General features: G+C 53.1%; 13 protein-coding genes. 1 reads left to right on the top strand and 12 read right to left on the bottom strand.

Annotation, left to right across the window (positions count from 1 at the left end; translation table 11 throughout):
- Positions 1 to 458 precede the first annotated feature (458 nt).
- From WKI47_RS07805 to WKI47_RS07775, 7 genes are all read right to left on the bottom strand, one after another.
- Positions 459 to 1,052: a GNAT family protein gene (locus WKI47_RS07805; protein WP_340226591.1), complete on the bottom strand. Its 594-nt coding sequence runs from the start codon at positions 1,050 to 1,052 to the stop codon at positions 459 to 461.
- 25 nt (positions 1,053 to 1,077) lie between these two features.
- The gene (locus tag WKI47_RS07800) at positions 1,078 to 1,884 is read right to left on the bottom strand and encodes an AAC(3) family N-acetyltransferase (protein WP_340226590.1); all 807 of its coding nucleotides are present in this window, start codon (positions 1,882 to 1,884) and stop codon (positions 1,078 to 1,080) included.
- Between the two features lie 172 nt (positions 1,885 to 2,056).
- Positions 2,057 to 2,842 carry a succinate dehydrogenase iron-sulfur subunit gene (gene sdhB / locus WKI47_RS07795; protein ID WP_340226589.1) on the bottom strand — a complete coding sequence of 262 codons (786 nt, stop codon included), beginning with the start codon at positions 2,840 to 2,842 and terminating at the stop codon, positions 2,057 to 2,059.
- A 496-nt stretch (positions 2,843 to 3,338) separates the two neighbouring features.
- Positions 3,339 to 5,081, bottom strand: a complete 1,743-nt coding sequence (sdhA, locus tag WKI47_RS07790; protein WP_340226588.1) for a succinate dehydrogenase flavoprotein subunit — start codon at positions 5,079 to 5,081, stop codon at positions 3,339 to 3,341.
- Positions 5,082 to 5,098: 17 nt separating this feature from the next.
- Positions 5,099 to 5,770: a succinate dehydrogenase cytochrome b558 subunit gene (locus tag WKI47_RS07785; RefSeq protein ID WP_340226587.1), complete on the bottom strand. Its 672-nt coding sequence runs from the start codon at positions 5,768 to 5,770 to the stop codon at positions 5,099 to 5,101.
- 604 nt (positions 5,771 to 6,374) lie between these two features.
- Entirely contained in the window at positions 6,375 to 7,046 is a 672-nt protein-coding gene (locus tag WKI47_RS07780) for a TrkA family potassium uptake protein (protein ID WP_340226586.1), read from the bottom strand.
- A 15-nt stretch (positions 7,047 to 7,061) separates the two neighbouring features.
- Positions 7,062 to 8,402 carry a TrkH family potassium uptake protein gene (locus WKI47_RS07775; protein WP_340226585.1) on the bottom strand — a complete coding sequence of 447 codons (1,341 nt, stop codon included), beginning with the start codon at positions 8,400 to 8,402 and terminating at the stop codon, positions 7,062 to 7,064.
- A gap of 198 nt (positions 8,403 to 8,600) precedes the next feature.
- Here WKI47_RS07775 and WKI47_RS07770 point away from each other — a divergent pair, with 198 nt between their 5' ends.
- Positions 8,601 to 10,619 carry a CPBP family intramembrane glutamic endopeptidase gene (locus tag WKI47_RS07770; RefSeq protein ID WP_340226584.1) on the top strand — a complete coding sequence of 673 codons (2,019 nt, stop codon included), beginning with the start codon at positions 8,601 to 8,603 and terminating at the stop codon, positions 10,617 to 10,619.
- A 566-nt stretch (positions 10,620 to 11,185) separates the two neighbouring features.
- Here WKI47_RS07770 and mnhG read toward each other — a convergent pair.
- The 5 genes from mnhG to WKI47_RS07745 are packed head-to-tail and all read right to left on the bottom strand — an operon-like array spanning position 11,186 to position 14,208.
- On the bottom strand, positions 11,186 to 11,584 hold the full coding sequence (gene mnhG, locus WKI47_RS07765) for a monovalent cation/H(+) antiporter subunit G (RefSeq protein WP_340226583.1): 399 nt from the start codon (positions 11,582 to 11,584) through the stop codon (positions 11,186 to 11,188).
- On the bottom strand, positions 11,568 to 11,852 hold the full coding sequence (locus tag WKI47_RS07760) for a Na(+)/H(+) antiporter subunit F1 (RefSeq protein ID WP_340226582.1): 285 nt from the start codon (positions 11,850 to 11,852) through the stop codon (positions 11,568 to 11,570). Before WKI47_RS07760 ends, mnhG begins: the two co-directional genes overlap by 17 nt.
- Positions 11,849 to 12,328: a Na+/H+ antiporter subunit E gene (locus WKI47_RS07755; protein ID WP_340226581.1), complete on the bottom strand. Its 480-nt coding sequence runs from the start codon at positions 12,326 to 12,328 to the stop codon at positions 11,849 to 11,851. The genes WKI47_RS07760 and WKI47_RS07755 overlap by 4 nt, the downstream gene beginning before the upstream one ends.
- A 6-nt stretch (positions 12,329 to 12,334) precedes the next feature.
- Positions 12,335 to 13,864 carry a Na+/H+ antiporter subunit D gene (locus tag WKI47_RS07750; protein WP_340226580.1) on the bottom strand — a complete coding sequence of 510 codons (1,530 nt, stop codon included), beginning with the start codon at positions 13,862 to 13,864 and terminating at the stop codon, positions 12,335 to 12,337.
- Positions 13,861 to 14,208, bottom strand: coding sequence for a Na(+)/H(+) antiporter subunit C (locus WKI47_RS07745; protein WP_340226579.1), 348 nt, complete (start codon positions 14,206 to 14,208; stop codon positions 13,861 to 13,863). Before WKI47_RS07745 ends, WKI47_RS07750 begins: the two co-directional genes overlap by 4 nt.

Raw genomic sequence — 14,208 nt, 5'->3', positions numbered from 1 at the left:
CATTTCTTCGAAATGCTTCACAAGACGCTGTTTCACTCGGGAATTCGGATTCAATTTTTATAAGGAAGATTCCCGAGTTCAAAGGCGTATTAAACTGAATTTCTCCCTTCGCCGTGTAGCTTCTGTTTCCGGAAGGACTTCTTTTTTTATTCCTTGGTGGGATCGGCCGGGCATTCTTGCGGAAAAGCAACAATTGTGGTGATGACTTTGGGACAGCTCTTTTGTATGTGGGGAGCTATGAGCAGCGGAATTGTCACTGTAAGGCAGCCCGGAACAAAAAAAGTGACCCGGACGGTTGTCCGGGTCCAATCACTTCTATTTCAAAAGGGGGTCATGTCTTATTTATACCCCACGCATGTTAGAGAACAATGTCGCTTATATTTCAATTGTGTAACAAATCCAGTTATTTGGTAAAAAAATCGTTTTGCCGTTTCAAAAGCTTAAAGTCAATCAAACCATCAAGCTTGGCCTTCTTTGAGTTTTTCGGGCGTCAAGGTGAATACGACAACGCCCAGTTCGTCGTCGCGGCGTTTGACGCCGAAGCCGAATTCGGGGCGGTGTTGGCGCTCCATGCCGATCTTCGCCAGGACGCGCAGCGAAGCTGCGTTTTTGACGAAACAGCGGGCTTGGATGCGTTCCAGCTCCAGATGCTCAAAGCCGAAATCGGCCAAAGCGGCTGCCGCTTCGGTCGCATAGCCTTTGCCCCAATATTCGTGCGACAAAGCGAAGCCCAGTTCTGCTTTGCCGCCTCGGGCATCCCAGCGTTGGAACGAGCACAAGCCGATAATCTCTTCTCCGCCGTGCAAAAAGATGCCCAAGTGAAGCGCGCTCAAGCTGCGGTAGGCTTCTTCGATTTGCCGGTACACGCGATCCGGGTTGCCGATACCAAACGTTCGTCCGGCTGACGCCAAGTAACGGTTCACCTCGGTATCGTCAGCTGTGCGGCTCCATTTCCGAATATCTTCATGAGTCAAGATCCGTAATTCCAGACGCTCCGTTCGAATCGGCAGCCAGCTCGGTAAGCTACCGGAAATTCTCTCTTTATCCGCCATGTCTTCGTTCTCCCCTCGTTATCCGTTAGCGATACAGCTCCAGCCAGCGCACGGCGTAATCCACCAGCACACGCTGGCGAATCAGACGGCATTCCGCTTGGCCGATTTTCCCGCGCAATATGGCAGCGCTCCGTTCGGTCTCGAAGTCGGCTCCCATCCGTTCAAAATCATCCGAATCGAAATTGATATCGCCGAACGATGTCCATTCCGGTCCGTTTTCGCCTATCACTTTCGCCGTGGGACGCAGCTCTTTTTTACCCCTGTAGTTCGCACGGTACTCGCCCAGATGAAACGACGTATTCGTGCCGTATCCGGTGCCCAGCATCAGCACCCAGGCATCCCGCTCGTACAAACGCGCAAGCGGCGAACCTTCTCCTAATCCGTAGCCTAGGGAATGTTTGTCCGTAACTTCCTTTGCCTGAGGTCCGCGTGCGGCAAAAGACAGATGCGGGTGACTGCTGCGGACTGTCCCGCGTTGCTTGCGAAATGTCTCGGGAATCGCCCCCATACCGGTGGTGAGCGTCATATCCGGATCGTAGACAGGCATCTCGTCTCTCACCAGATCCCACCAGCGCGGATCAAGCGGCGGATTCATCCAGATCGCCGGATCGGTCAGCTCCGACGATTGGGTCGGCATGACGAGCGTCCCCTCTTCGCCAAGCGCATCTTCCAGACCAAGTACTGCCGCCTCGGCTCCGCCTGCGATCCATCCACCTATAGCTTTGAGGGAGGAATGCACCAACAGTACAGAACCAGGCTGTACACCGATCGCTCGGGCTTGTTCGGCAATCGAACTTCTTGTATGAGGTCTTTCTGTAATGGGTTGTTTCATCGTACTCACTCTATTCTTTGAATTTACGAAGGCTGTTCTATTAGTGTAACACGAAATACAGCTATAAAGGCCTTTATCCGGAACGATGGATAATGGATACGCAAAAATCCGAGCAGCTCGTTACCGGGCTACTCGGATCGATAAACGGGATCATAACGGCTTCATCCCCTACTTACTGTGCGAACCAACGCTTGAACATCCGCTTTGTCGTCTGTTTGTTCAGCTCGGCGATCGAGGTCGTGAGCGGAATGCCTTTCGGGCAAGCACGTACGCAGTTCTGCGAGTTGCCGCAGCCTTCGATTCCGTCCGTGCCTTCCATCAGCATATCCAGACGATCGTCGGCATTCATCTCGCCCGTTGGGTGGGCATTAAATAGGCGAACCTGCGACAGCGCAGCCGGGCCGATAAAATCGGTCTTGTCGTTGACGTTCGGGCAGGCTTGCAGGCAGACGCCGCAAGTCATGCACTTGGACAGTTCATACGCCCATTGACGCTTTTTCTCCGGCATACGAGGGCCTGCGCCCAGATCGTATGTGCCGTCAATCGGAATCCACGCTTTGACTTTTTTCAACGCGTTAAACATCCGGCTGCGGTCTATAACCAGGTCGCGCACGACCGGGAATGTCGACATCGGCGCGATGCGCACCGGCTGTTCCAACTGATCGACCAGCGCCGAACAGGCTTGACGCGGCTTGCCGTTAATGACCATCGAGCAAGCGCCGCATACTTCTTCGAGACAGTTCGACTCCCAGCATACCGGTGCCGTCGTTCCGCCGCCCGAATTGACCGGATTCCGCTGAATCTCCATCAGGGCGCTGATCACGTTCATCCCCGGACGGTAAGGGAGATCGAACTCTTCGGTGTAGGATTTGCTTTCTGGTGTGTCCTGACGGGTGATAATGAATTTGACTCGTCTGGCTGTAGTCTGAGCTGCGTTCGGTGCAGTTGTTTCCGCCATCGTCTGTTCTCCCCCATTCATTTTACAGAGAAGTCCTGTTCGTTTAAAAGAAGGGAAGAAAGGGTGGGAAAAGGAAGGTCGTTTCCCTTTTCTTCTTCTTTTAAAAACATGACCTCTCCGTTCAATCTTTTTATCGGGTTAAAAGAGGTTCCGCGTCATAGGTCGATGACGCGATCACTGTGATTTTTTAAAAATTAAGTTTGAGAAGATCCTTATTCTCGTCGTGTATCATACGGCTAGCAGTATACAAATATATTAGACTTCATCGCTTCTTCTGAAGCGTGAAGCGCTTTAATAACTACCATCCCCTCAAAGCCCTTGAAGGAGCGAAGCGACTGTGCGGAGGGAGAAATTCAGTGAAGGAACGGTAGTGTTCGCCTTTGAAATCGGGAAGCAACCTTACAAAACTTCGATCAGCTTCCCGATTTTAACACGCGACCGGAACGAATTTCTCCCGCAGCACAGTTTCTAAGCTTCCCTCCCGAACAGGACTTTCTTAATCCTTCGAATAGTCGCGAACGCGGGGCGGGATCAGAGATACGTCGACCGGATCGTACGAGATTTTCGGACCGTCCGCCGTCCATTCGGCTTTCGTCGTCTTCAAGAATTCTTCGTCGTTACGCGTCGGGAAGTCCGGCTTGTAATGGGCGCCGCGGCTTTCGTCGCGCAGCAGAGCACCTTTGGTCATCGCTTCGGACAGTTCAAGCATGTTCCAGAACTGGCGTGTGAACGCGACGCTGGAGTTGTTCCACTTGGCCGTATCGATCATGTTGATGTTCTTGTAACGCTGTTTGAGTTCCTTGATCTTGCCGATCGTCTGCTCCAGCTTGTCGTTGTAACGAACGACCGTCATATTGTCGGTCATCCACTCGCCGAGTTCGCGGTGCAGCACATAGGCGTTTTCCGTACCGTCCATGCCCATAAGCTCGTTGTAACGGGCCGTATGTTTCGCGGTTTCGCGTTCGAATACCGTGCTGGACAGATCGGCTGCCGATTTTTTGAGACCTTTGATATACTCGACCGCTTTCGGGCCGGCGACCATGCCGCCGTAAATCGCGGAAACGAGCGAGTTTGCACCCAGACGGTTGGCACCGTGGTATTGATACTCGCATTCGCCGGCGGCGAACAAACCGGGAATATTCGTCATTTGGTTATAGTCGACCCACATGCCGCCCATCGAATAATGGACCGCCGGGAAGATTTTCATTGGAATCTTGCGCGGATCGTCGCCCATGAACTTCTCGTAAATCTCGATGATGCCGCCGAGTTTGACGTCGAGTTCTTTCGGGTCCTTATGCGAAAGGTCCAAATAGACCATGTTCTCGCCGTTGATGCCCAGCTTCTGGTCGACGCAGACGTTAAAGATTTCCCGCGTCGCGATATCGCGAGGCACCAGGTTGCCGTAAGACGGGTATTTCTCTTCGAGGAAATACCACGGCTTGCCGTCTTTGTACGTCCAGATCCGGCCGCCTTCGCCGCGTGCCGATTCGGACATCAGGCGCAGCTTGTCATCGCCGGGAATCGCGGTCGGGTGAATCTGGATAAACTCGCCGTTCGCATAATGAACGCCTTGCTGGTACACGGCGCTGGCCGCCGTACCCGTGTTGATGACCGAATTGGTCGTTTTGCCGAAGATGATCCCCGGTCCGCCCGTCGCCAAAATAACGGCGTCGGCCACGAACGTCTGGATTTCCATCGTTTTCAGGTTTTGCGAGCTGACGCCGCGGCAGACGCCTTCGTCGTCCAGCACCGCGCCGAGGAATTCCCAGTTCTCGTACTTGGTGACCAGACCTGCGGCTTCGTAGCGGCGAACCTGCTCGTCCAGTGCGTACAAAAGCTGCTGGCCTGTCGTTGCGCCCGCGAATGCGGTACGGTGGAACTTCGTGCCGCCGAAGCGACGGAAATCGAGCAGGCCTTCCGGCGTACGGTTGAACATGACGCCCATCCGGTCCATCAGGTGGATAATGCCGGGAGCGGCTTCGCACATCGCTTTGACAGGAGGCTGGTTGGCCAGAAAGTCGCCGCCGTAAACGGTGTCGTCGAAGTGAATCCAAGGCGAATCGCCTTCGCCTTTTGTATTAACGGCCCCGTTGATGCCGCCTTGCGCGCACACGGAGTGCGAACGCTTAACGGGAACCAGGGAGAATAACTGTACAGGAACGCCGGCTTCGGCTGCTTTGACGGTTGCCATAAGGCCCGCGAGCCCGCCGCCGACGATAATAAGTCCGGATTTTGCCATGTCTGCTTAAGTCCCCCTTAACCAATCAGTGTTTGGAGTGTTGTAGTAATGACGCTGGCCGTATCGGCGAACTCTTCGCTACGGAAAGCAAACAGCGACATCATGAACAGCGCGGTCACGATCGCGAACAAGCCCAGGCAGATAATCGAAGAGATACGCTGCGCGCGTGGACCGACCGTGATGCCCCAACTAACAAGGAATGCCCACACGCCGTTGGCGAAGTGGAACGTCGTCGCGATTACGCCGACGAGGAAGAAGATAAAGAATCCGGGCTGAGTGACGATATTGTGCATCCAGCCGCCAAGCTCGTCGTGCGTGACGTTGCCGAGCGTAATTTGGAAGCGCGTGGTGTAGACGTGCCAGATGATGAAAACGAAAGCGATCACGCCCGTGACGCGCTGCATCACGAAACGCCAGTTGCGTTCGGTCTTGAAGTGCCCCAGGTTAGGTTGTGCCTGATAAGCGATGTAAAGCCCGTATACGCCATGAAAGAGCAGCGGAAGCCAGATCGCGAACAGTTCAAGGAAAAAAACGAGTGGTAGATCGTTGAGTGTGCGCACCGCGTCGCGGAAACCTTCCGGACCGCCGTCATAAGCCGCAAAGTTGGTGATCGCGTGCTCGATGAGGAATAAACTGATCGGAATCAGTCCCAATAACGAGTGCACCTTTCTGGCGTAGTAACCTTTCATCTGCCGAACCGTCCCCTTTCATCATTCGACATTCCGCTGCCCGTCGGAATCAAGTCCTTCATGCCGCAAAATGTCCGTTTTAGAACGTTTTCATAAATCCCATAACGAGATTTTCCGCTTTGCCGGCCCTTCTGCCGCAGCCGGGGGTCCAAACCCTTTACAATTTTGTGAACAAAGCAGCTTCCCTTTTATGTTACTCCAAAATTTCGGAGAATGGAACCGATATGGCGACTTTTTGAAAACAAAAAATTCCTGCATAGTATATGTAAGCGTACGTAAAGGTTAACTTATCAACAACCATTTAAACGAGCTTGGCCGCTTTGAATCGAGTGCTGAAGCGCGTTATAGCGGTCTCGATGCCTTTACCCATAAGGAAACGCTTCCAATATTTCGGTGTTCACCAATTTGCCACTTTTCCGAAAAAACCGTTCTCGCCTGGTTGTTTATTTCCGCTTGCTTGCGCTTGCTCGGATTTTAACCGTTTCATGGTCATTCATTCGTTCCCAAAAAAGCAAAAAAAGGCGGCCAAGTCGAGGCGCACAAACGAACCGTACTCCTTTTTCCGAAGTTCGCTTGCATGCCCCGCCTTTTTGCCGCCTGACCGTTATTCTTCCACATTCACCACTTCGCGCTCGAACTGTTCGATCCGGTCGTTCGGCCCCGCGATCACCATAATATCCCCTTCGTGCATCTGATCCAGCGCCGTCGGCGCGATCGTCACTCCCGCTTCCGTACGCAAAGCGACGATGCTACAGCCGAAGCGCGTACGCGAATTCAGATCCGCGATCGTTCGGGCGTCGAGACAATTAGGAACCCGCATCTCCACGATCGAATAGTCGTCCGACAGCTTGATATAATCGAGCAGGTTCGGCGTGACGAGCTGGTGCGCGACCCGTATGCCCATATCGCGTTCGGGAAAAATGACCTGGTCGACGCCGATCTTTTCCAGCGCCCGCCCGTGCAGCACCGTGATCGCTTTGGCAACCACTTTTTTCACACCCAACTCCTTGAGCAAAATAGCCGCTAGGATGCTGGTTTGCATATTTTCCCCGATCGCCACGATGCCGCAGTCGAAGTTCCGTATGCCGAGCGAGCGCAGCATCTCCTCGTCCGTCGCGTCGGCGATCGCCGCATACGTGAACCGATCCCCGACCTCCTCGACAATCTCTTCGCTGCGGTCGACGCCCATCACTTCATAGCCGAGTTCGATCAGCTCCATGCCCAGGCTCATACCGAAACGTCCCAATCCGACTACCACAAACTGTTGCGTACCCAATGTACATGCACCGCCTTAACCAATAATGATCTTGCCTTCGGGATACCGGAATTTCTCGGGGCTTTTTTTCGGCTTAAGCGCGTAAACGAGCGTCAGCAGACCGACCCGTCCGGCGAACATCGTCAGCGCGATCAGCACTTTGCCGAAAGTCGACAAGTCGGGCGTAAGTCCGAGCGATAAGCCGACCGTGCCGAACGCCGATGTCGTTTCGAATAAAATGACGATAAAATCATGGTCTTCGGTTGCCGACAATACCATCGACACGGCGATAACCAGCGCGAGCGCCAACAAAATGATCGTCAATGCTTTGAGAATGCGTTCGCGGGCCAGCCTTTGACGGAAAAAGACAACGTCTTCGCGGCCGCGCATCATCGCGATCATCGCGCCGATCGTAACCGCGAATGTGGTCGTTTTGATACCGCCGCCCGTCGAGCCCGGCGAAGCGCCGATAAACATCAGAATCAGCAGCATGAACTGCGTCGAATGATGCAAAGCGGTCAGATCCACCGAATTGATGCCCGCCGTTCTCGGCGTAACGGACTGGAGCATGGCGCTCCAAAACTTTCCTCCCCAGCCGAAACGCCCCAACGTACCGGCATTGCTCCACTCGAAAATCAAAATAACGACGAAACCGAGCAAAATCAGAAACCCCGTTGTCGCCAGAACCACTTTTGAGTGCATCGACAATTTCTTTTTGCTACGAAAATCAGCCAGATCGGACAGCACAATAAAACCGAGTCCGCCCAGTACGATAAGAGCCATGGCGGTCAGATTCATGATCGGATCGTCCGCGTAATCGGTCAGGCTGCGAAAATCGCCGAAAATATCGAATCCCGCATTGTTGAAAAAAGAGATCGAATGAAAAATCCCGAAATACAGCGCCCTGCCGAAAGGCATATCGAAGGCTAAACGAAAAGCAAATAAAAGCGCCCCGGCCGCCTCGATCGCCAACGAATAGTACAACACCCGCCGTATCAGCCTCACGATGCCTTCGACGGAACCCTGATTCATCGCTTCTTGCAGCAACAGTCGGTCGCGCAGCGATATCCGACGTTGGAACACAAGCGCGAATAAGGTAGCCATCGTCATGAAGCCCAGACCGCCGATTTGGATCAACAGCAAAATGACCATTTGACCGAAGGTGCTAAAAAACGTGCCTGTATCCACGACGACAAGCCCTGTGACGCAGACTGCCGAAGTCGCCGTGAAAAACGCATCGATTAACGAAAGTGATTGTCCAGTCGTATTGGAAATCGGCAGCATCAACAGCACCGTGCCGATCAGCACCATCACCGCATACCCCATTGCCAAAATCTGCGGCGGAGCAAATCTCATTTTGGGAACCGCTATAGCCATATTGTGCGCGTCTCCCCTTTCCTTCACAAGTTCAAGTCAGATATCGTGTCATTCGTTCTATTATATCCGCAGCCCCTCGTCGACCACAATAACGATTTGAGCAGGAAAAACCCTTCGATTTATGTGCATTGTGGTATCGGACTTTCGGAATATGGTATTTTAGAAAGAGGAATCCCATATCCGGCAAGGAGGAAAACCATGAATGACCCGCAACAACGCATTTTGAACGTCAATTATAAGAAACTTGGCCTGGTCGCAGCGATCGCTTTGGTCATCTATTTCCTGTTCAATTTCACGACCCTGTTCCAAAGCGACATGACGCAGCAGGAGCCTTACTCCTTGATCAGCGAGGAACAAGCACAGACCGTCGCGGCCGACTTTGCTTCCTCGAAGCTCGGAATCGAGCAACCGCTCGGCGACGCTGCCGTCAGCTATCACAGCGACTCGGAGCTGTATGGATATTTGTCCCGTGAAGGCTTGGTAGCCGAATACGACGATACATACGTAGACAGCTTCCCTTATGAAATGTTCCGCGTCGTATACCATTATGAAGCCGACGGCGAGGCGCGAACCCTGTCCGTCGACGTCGGCGGGCAGAGCGGCAAAGTCGTGGCTTTTAACAGCTTGCCTTCTTCTTACGCCCAGCAACTGACAGACGCGGATATCCTGCCGGAACCGCTCGAAGACCTGACGTTGTCGCAAGCCGACAAAGAAGAGATCGCCCGGCCTTTGCTCCAGGAAATGGGCTTGGATACGGCAGGATTGGAACGCGCGTCGATCGACAGCCAAAGCGGTCTGAACTATGTATCTTCTTCCGCCAAGATCGGCGACAGCGAGCTGAAAGTCAATGTATCGTTCGAAGGCGACCAGGTCGCTTCGATCCGTTCCAACTTCAGCATCCCTTCTTCGTACACGAGTTACATCAGTGAACAAACGACTTGGGCAAGCATCATGACCTACGGCGGCTACATGCTGCTGACGTTCGTGCTCGGCGTATTGGCGATTATTTATGCTTTCGTGCTGAAAAAATACGCTTCGTTCACGCGCGGCATTTTCTTGTCGGCCTTCTACTATGTAGTCTCCGTATTTTCCGTTTGGAACATGCGTCCTTTCTTCGAAGGCAGCAGTTACTCGGATATTCTTTTCATGGTTACGATTGTGTTGCAGATCGTTATGGGCTTCTTTATGGCGGCCTCCCTGTACTTCTGCTTCGTGGCCGGGGATGCCATGTGGCGCAGCCAGGGCAAAAACATGTGGGCGAGACGCGGCGAACCGCAATACGGACGCCATGTGTGGGAGTCGCTCAAAACAGGTTATTTATGGGCGATCATTTTGCTTGCGGTACAGGCGGTCATCTTCTTCATACTGGAGCATACGCTCGGCGTTTTCTCGACCACCGACGATTCGCAGTCCACGTACAATATGATGTATCCGTGGCTGTTCCCGATTCTGGCCTGGATGGCCGGGATCTCCGAAGAAGCGATCTACCGACTGTTCGGCATTCCGATGGTCAAAAAGATCGTACGCAGTACTGTCGTAGCCAGCATCATCACATCGCTGATCTGGGCGCTCGGCCATACGTTGTATCCGATCTACCCGGTCATCACGCGTCCGATCGAACTGCTGTTCCTGGGTCTGCTGTTCAGCTTTATCTTCCTGCGCTACGGCTACATCACGGCGATGTTCGCGCACGTCGTGTTCGACAGCATCCTGATGGGCCTCAGCCTGATCTTCATGGGCACGCCTACGTACGTTGCGGTCGGAATCGTATCCATTGTGATGCCGGCGATCGTCGCGTTCGTGATTTATCTGATGTACGGAAAAGACAAAACGCGGCCACATGACGAAGGAAACGGTACCCGCAGCAAAGAGATTACGCAAAACGCGGCTCCGGGCTTTTTGGACAGGCCCCAACCGGTAGCGGAAAATCGTAGGAATACGGAAGCTCCGGTCGCGCAGCCCTCGCCTCCGGCAACGATCGTTCCGGAAACCAGGGTCGAATCGATTTCCGAGCCGTACGCGCGGGATCGACGTGCGGTCGAGGAAGAGCAATACGCGTTCCAAGAAGACCCACGCGCGGTCGAAAAGGATCAGGTTCCGGTCCAGGATCGAATCCCGGATACCGAACGAACTTCGGGAAGCGGGTTGTTCCGCGAATCGAACACTTCCGACCTTCCTCGCGGAGAACGACGTGAAGACGATAAACCTCGCAAATAAACGTTTTGGGCCGACGAGCCTTCTGATCGACTCGCTACTTGCTGGAATTGATTAATCTTAGAATGCGCCCGACCCAGGGCTTTCCCCAAAAAACGACCGCAACATCCACATCAAAGTGGAGATCGCGGTCGTTTTTTGCTGCGCCTGTTTATTCCGTTTGAAAAAACCGAAACCGAACCGACTGCTGATCCAGGCCGAGTTCGGATTGAATTCGGCCTGAATTCAGATCGAGTTCGGCTTTGCCGTAACTTGGACTGGACCTCGTTTAGCGTTGGTTCAAAGTTGAACAAGCTACTAGTACTCTGCATCAGAGCCAACCAGAAATAAGTGCGTATAAGCAACTATTGGATTCGAATTGTGCTCAGATTCGAAAATAAATGCGGATATGCAGTTATTTCAACGAAAAAAGAGTGAATAGCAAAAAAAGAAAGAATTAATTGCATCTGAGCACTTATTTCGCCCAAATCGAAAAATCGGACTGAATTAAGTGTATATACGCATTTATTTCGATTTCTGCTGTTGATTTTCTTTCCCCGCAAGTAGTTTGGGATAGTGCTTTTAAGGATTTAAGGTCGCTTCGGCGGCTCCGGTTCATTTACGGCTTCCGGAACGGATGTCCCTTCGCGTTCCAACACGCCCTTAAAGTCATCGCGTACGCTGCCCTTCCAAAGCTTCACGCCGGAACGATAAGCCGCGCGCCCGTTCAGATGCCCCGCTACCGGAGAAGTCAAAAACACGAAAACGATAGCCAAAAGCAACTTGACATTAATTGCTCCATCGACCGCCCAGAAATAGAGGAACGCTCCGACAAGAACGAACAATACGCCGAGCGCGGCGCTTTTGGTTGCGGCATGCGAACGAAGGTACACGTCAGGCAGACGGATTAGTCCAAAAGCGCTGATCGCGCAAAATACGGCTCCGGCCAAAGCCAAAACAATCGCGATCCATTCAACGATCGTCGCCATCTTCGATCACGCTCCCTCTCTCGATATACCGCGCCAGCACGGTCGTGCCAATGAATGTCAGAATGCCGATGACCAGAATGATTTCGGTCAGATCCTGCGTATCGAGCAGCATGCACAACACCGCGATCATGGCGAGCAGATTGATGCCGATCGTATCAAGCGCGGCGATCCGGTCGGAGCGGCTCGGACCTACGATCAAGCGATACGCACAGCCAAGCACCGCCAGAGCAAGAATAGCCAGAGTCATGCTCAAAAATACCGTACTCATGATCGCGTCACCTCCATGATCGCTTTTTCGAATGTATCACGAATCTTGCCTGACATCTCACCGACGTCGGAGATATCGAGGGCATGGATATACAAGGTTTGATTATCGTCCGACACTTCCAACGTCAACGTGCCAGGCGTCAAACAGATCAGGCAGGATAAAATCGTGACCTCCCAATCCGAACTTAATTCCGTGCGATATTCGAAAATGCCGGGGCGCATCTCAAGTTTGGGACGCAGGATATGGCCCATGACTTCGAAACTGGAGATCAGCAGTTCGCGAATAAGCAACACGATCAGCTTGAGTACGGCCCAGACTTTCGTCAGGTAAAAAGGTTCCGGACGGAATTTGCGCACGACGTACAGCACGGCGATCCCCAACACGTAACCTACAATAAAACCGGAAGCCGTCCAATTGCCGTTCAGCATCATCCAGAGCAGCGCGATCATCAGATTAAGCAAAATTTGAAATGGCATATCGATCTACTCCCCCAATACGGCTTCAATGTAGAGTCCGGGATTCGCCAATGTTTCTCCGGCCTGCGAGGTAAAACCGAGCAAGCCATTGGCTCCGACGCCCAAAACAATCACAACCACCAGCAGCAGGATCGCTGAGATGTTGGCAATACCTCCGTTTAAGCTCTCGCTTGGCTTGGACTTATGCGTATCGACCGGAAGTTCCTCCGCTCGATTCTGATCTCGATCGCTATCTGGTTCGGTCCCCCAAAAGGCTTCGCGGAAAATTTTAATGAGTGAATATAACGTCAACAGACTAGAAGCAAGCGCGACCAACGTCAGCGTCAACATGCCGTCTTCCAGACCGCCGCGCACAATCAGCACTTTTCCCGCAAATCCGCTGAGTGGCGGAATGCCGGTCAACGCCAGCGCCAGAATGAAAAACATCCAGCCGAGTCCCGGACGCCGACGAATCAATCCGCCCATGCCGTCCAGCCGATCGGTTCCCGCCGCCGAGATCAACATCCCGCCCAGCACGAACATCCATCCTTTGGCGATAATGTCGTGCAGCATATAGAAAGCGACGCCGTCTAGCGAATCGCGCGTCGCAGACGCCAAACCGAAAGCCACGAACCCGACGCCGATCAACACATTGTAATTCAGGATACGCGGAATATCACGGTACGCGACCGCGCCGATTCCGCCCAGAATCATTGTGGCGGCGGCCATCCATGCGATCCAGCCATGCGTGAACGATGGATCGCCAGGGAAAATCAGAGTGAATGTGCGAATAATCGCGTACAGCCCGACTTTGGTGAGTAGAGCGCCAAACAGCGCGCGTACCGCAAACGGCGGCGCTCCGTAAGCACCCGGCAGCCAGAAGAACAAGAAGAGGCCGGCTTTAAGCGAGAAAACGATCAGGAACAGCACGGCGATCACGTTCAGTACGCCGCCTTGTCCCGCTTCCGCGATCCGCAGCGACAGATGCGCCATATTGAGCGTCCCTACAGCCGCATACAGATAAGCGACTGCCGCAACGAACAAAGTAGAGGACAAAATGTTGATCAACAAATATTTGGGCGCTTCGCGAAGTTGCTTTTTGTCTCCGCCCAATGTAATCAGCGCATAAGACGAGATCAACATAACTTCGAAGAATACGAATAAGTTGAAAATATCTCCGGTCAGGAACGAACCGTACACGCCGACGAGCAGAAAATGAAAGAACGAATAATAATAATGCCGTTCACGTTCTCTGCCGATGCTGGAGAACGAATAGATGAGTACGGCAAGACCTGTAACGGCGGCAGCCAGCAGCAGCAGCGCCGCGAACATATCGGCCACGAATACGATGCCGTAAGGAGGAGCCCAGCCGCCCAAATGTAGCGTCTGGATACCGTTCCCGCGGACTTTGAACACGACGGCAAGCGCGACGGCTATATTCGCGATCCCCCCGATCAGGCCGATCATGCGCTGCAATACAATCTTTTCGCGGAAAAACATAAGCAGCACCGCGATACTTAGCGGCAGCAGGACAGGTAGAACCAGAAGATTGTTCAAGATTCCGCCCCCTTGCCGCCAACCTCTTCGCCGTCAATTTCATCTGTGCCCCGCGTCTGATAGGCCCGATAAGCGAGTACAAAGAACAAGGCAGTTACGCCGAAGCTGATCACGATCGATGTCAAAATCAAAGCCTGCGGAAGAGGGTCGGTATAGGAATCGCTGCCGCTACCCAGTACGGGTGCCGCGCCGCGCTTAAGACCTGCCATGGTCAGCAGCAGCAAATGGACGCCGTGCGTCAATAGCGACGTGCCGAGAATGACGCGAAGCAGGCTTTTGGTCAAAATCAGATATACGCCGATCATAAATAAGGCACCGATGGCGATCGCCATAATCCATTCCAT

The sequence above is a fragment of the Saccharibacillus sacchari genome (assembly GCF_037722395.1).
GTDB classification, from domain to species: Bacteria; Bacillota; Bacilli; order Paenibacillales; family Paenibacillaceae; genus Saccharibacillus; species Saccharibacillus sacchari_A.
Note: the sequence above shows the minus strand (reverse complement) of the source record. Positions and strands in the feature narration are given on the sequence as shown.

What these genes read in the sequence shown, in the direction of transcription:
- WKI47_RS07770 (WP_340226584.1), top strand. Translation starts at nt 8,601, where the DNA reads ATGAATGACCCGCAACAACGCATTTTGAACGTCAATTATAAGAAACTT.
- WKI47_RS07775 (WP_340226585.1), bottom strand. Translation starts at nt 8,402, where the DNA reads ATGGCTATAGCGGTTCCCAAAATGAGATTTGCTCCGCCGCAGATTTTG.
- WKI47_RS07755 (WP_340226581.1), bottom strand. Translation starts at nt 12,328, where the DNA reads ATGCCATTTCAAATTTTGCTTAATCTGATGATCGCGCTGCTCTGGATG.
- sdhA (WP_340226588.1), bottom strand. Translation starts at nt 5,081, where the DNA reads ATGGCAAAATCCGGACTTATTATCGTCGGCGGCGGGCTCGCGGGCCTT.
- WKI47_RS07785 (WP_340226587.1), bottom strand. Translation starts at nt 5,770, where the DNA reads ATGAAAGGTTACTACGCCAGAAAGGTGCACTCGTTATTGGGACTGATT.
- WKI47_RS07800 (WP_340226590.1), bottom strand. Translation starts at nt 1,884, where the DNA reads ATGAAACAACCCATTACAGAAAGACCTCATACAAGAAGTTCGATTGCC.
- sdhB (WP_340226589.1), bottom strand. Translation starts at nt 2,842, where the DNA reads ATGGCGGAAACAACTGCACCGAACGCAGCTCAGACTACAGCCAGACGA.
- mnhG (WP_340226583.1), bottom strand. Translation starts at nt 11,584, where the DNA reads ATGGCGACGATCGTTGAATGGATCGCGATTGTTTTGGCTTTGGCCGGA.
- WKI47_RS07745 (WP_340226579.1), bottom strand. Translation starts at nt 14,208, where the DNA reads ATGGAATGGATTATGGCGATCGCCATCGGTGCCTTATTTATGATCGGC.
- WKI47_RS07805 (WP_340226591.1), bottom strand. Translation starts at nt 1,052, where the DNA reads ATGGCGGATAAAGAGAGAATTTCCGGTAGCTTACCGAGCTGGCTGCCG.
- WKI47_RS07760 (WP_340226582.1), bottom strand. Translation starts at nt 11,852, where the DNA reads ATGAGTACGGTATTTTTGAGCATGACTCTGGCTATTCTTGCTCTGGCG.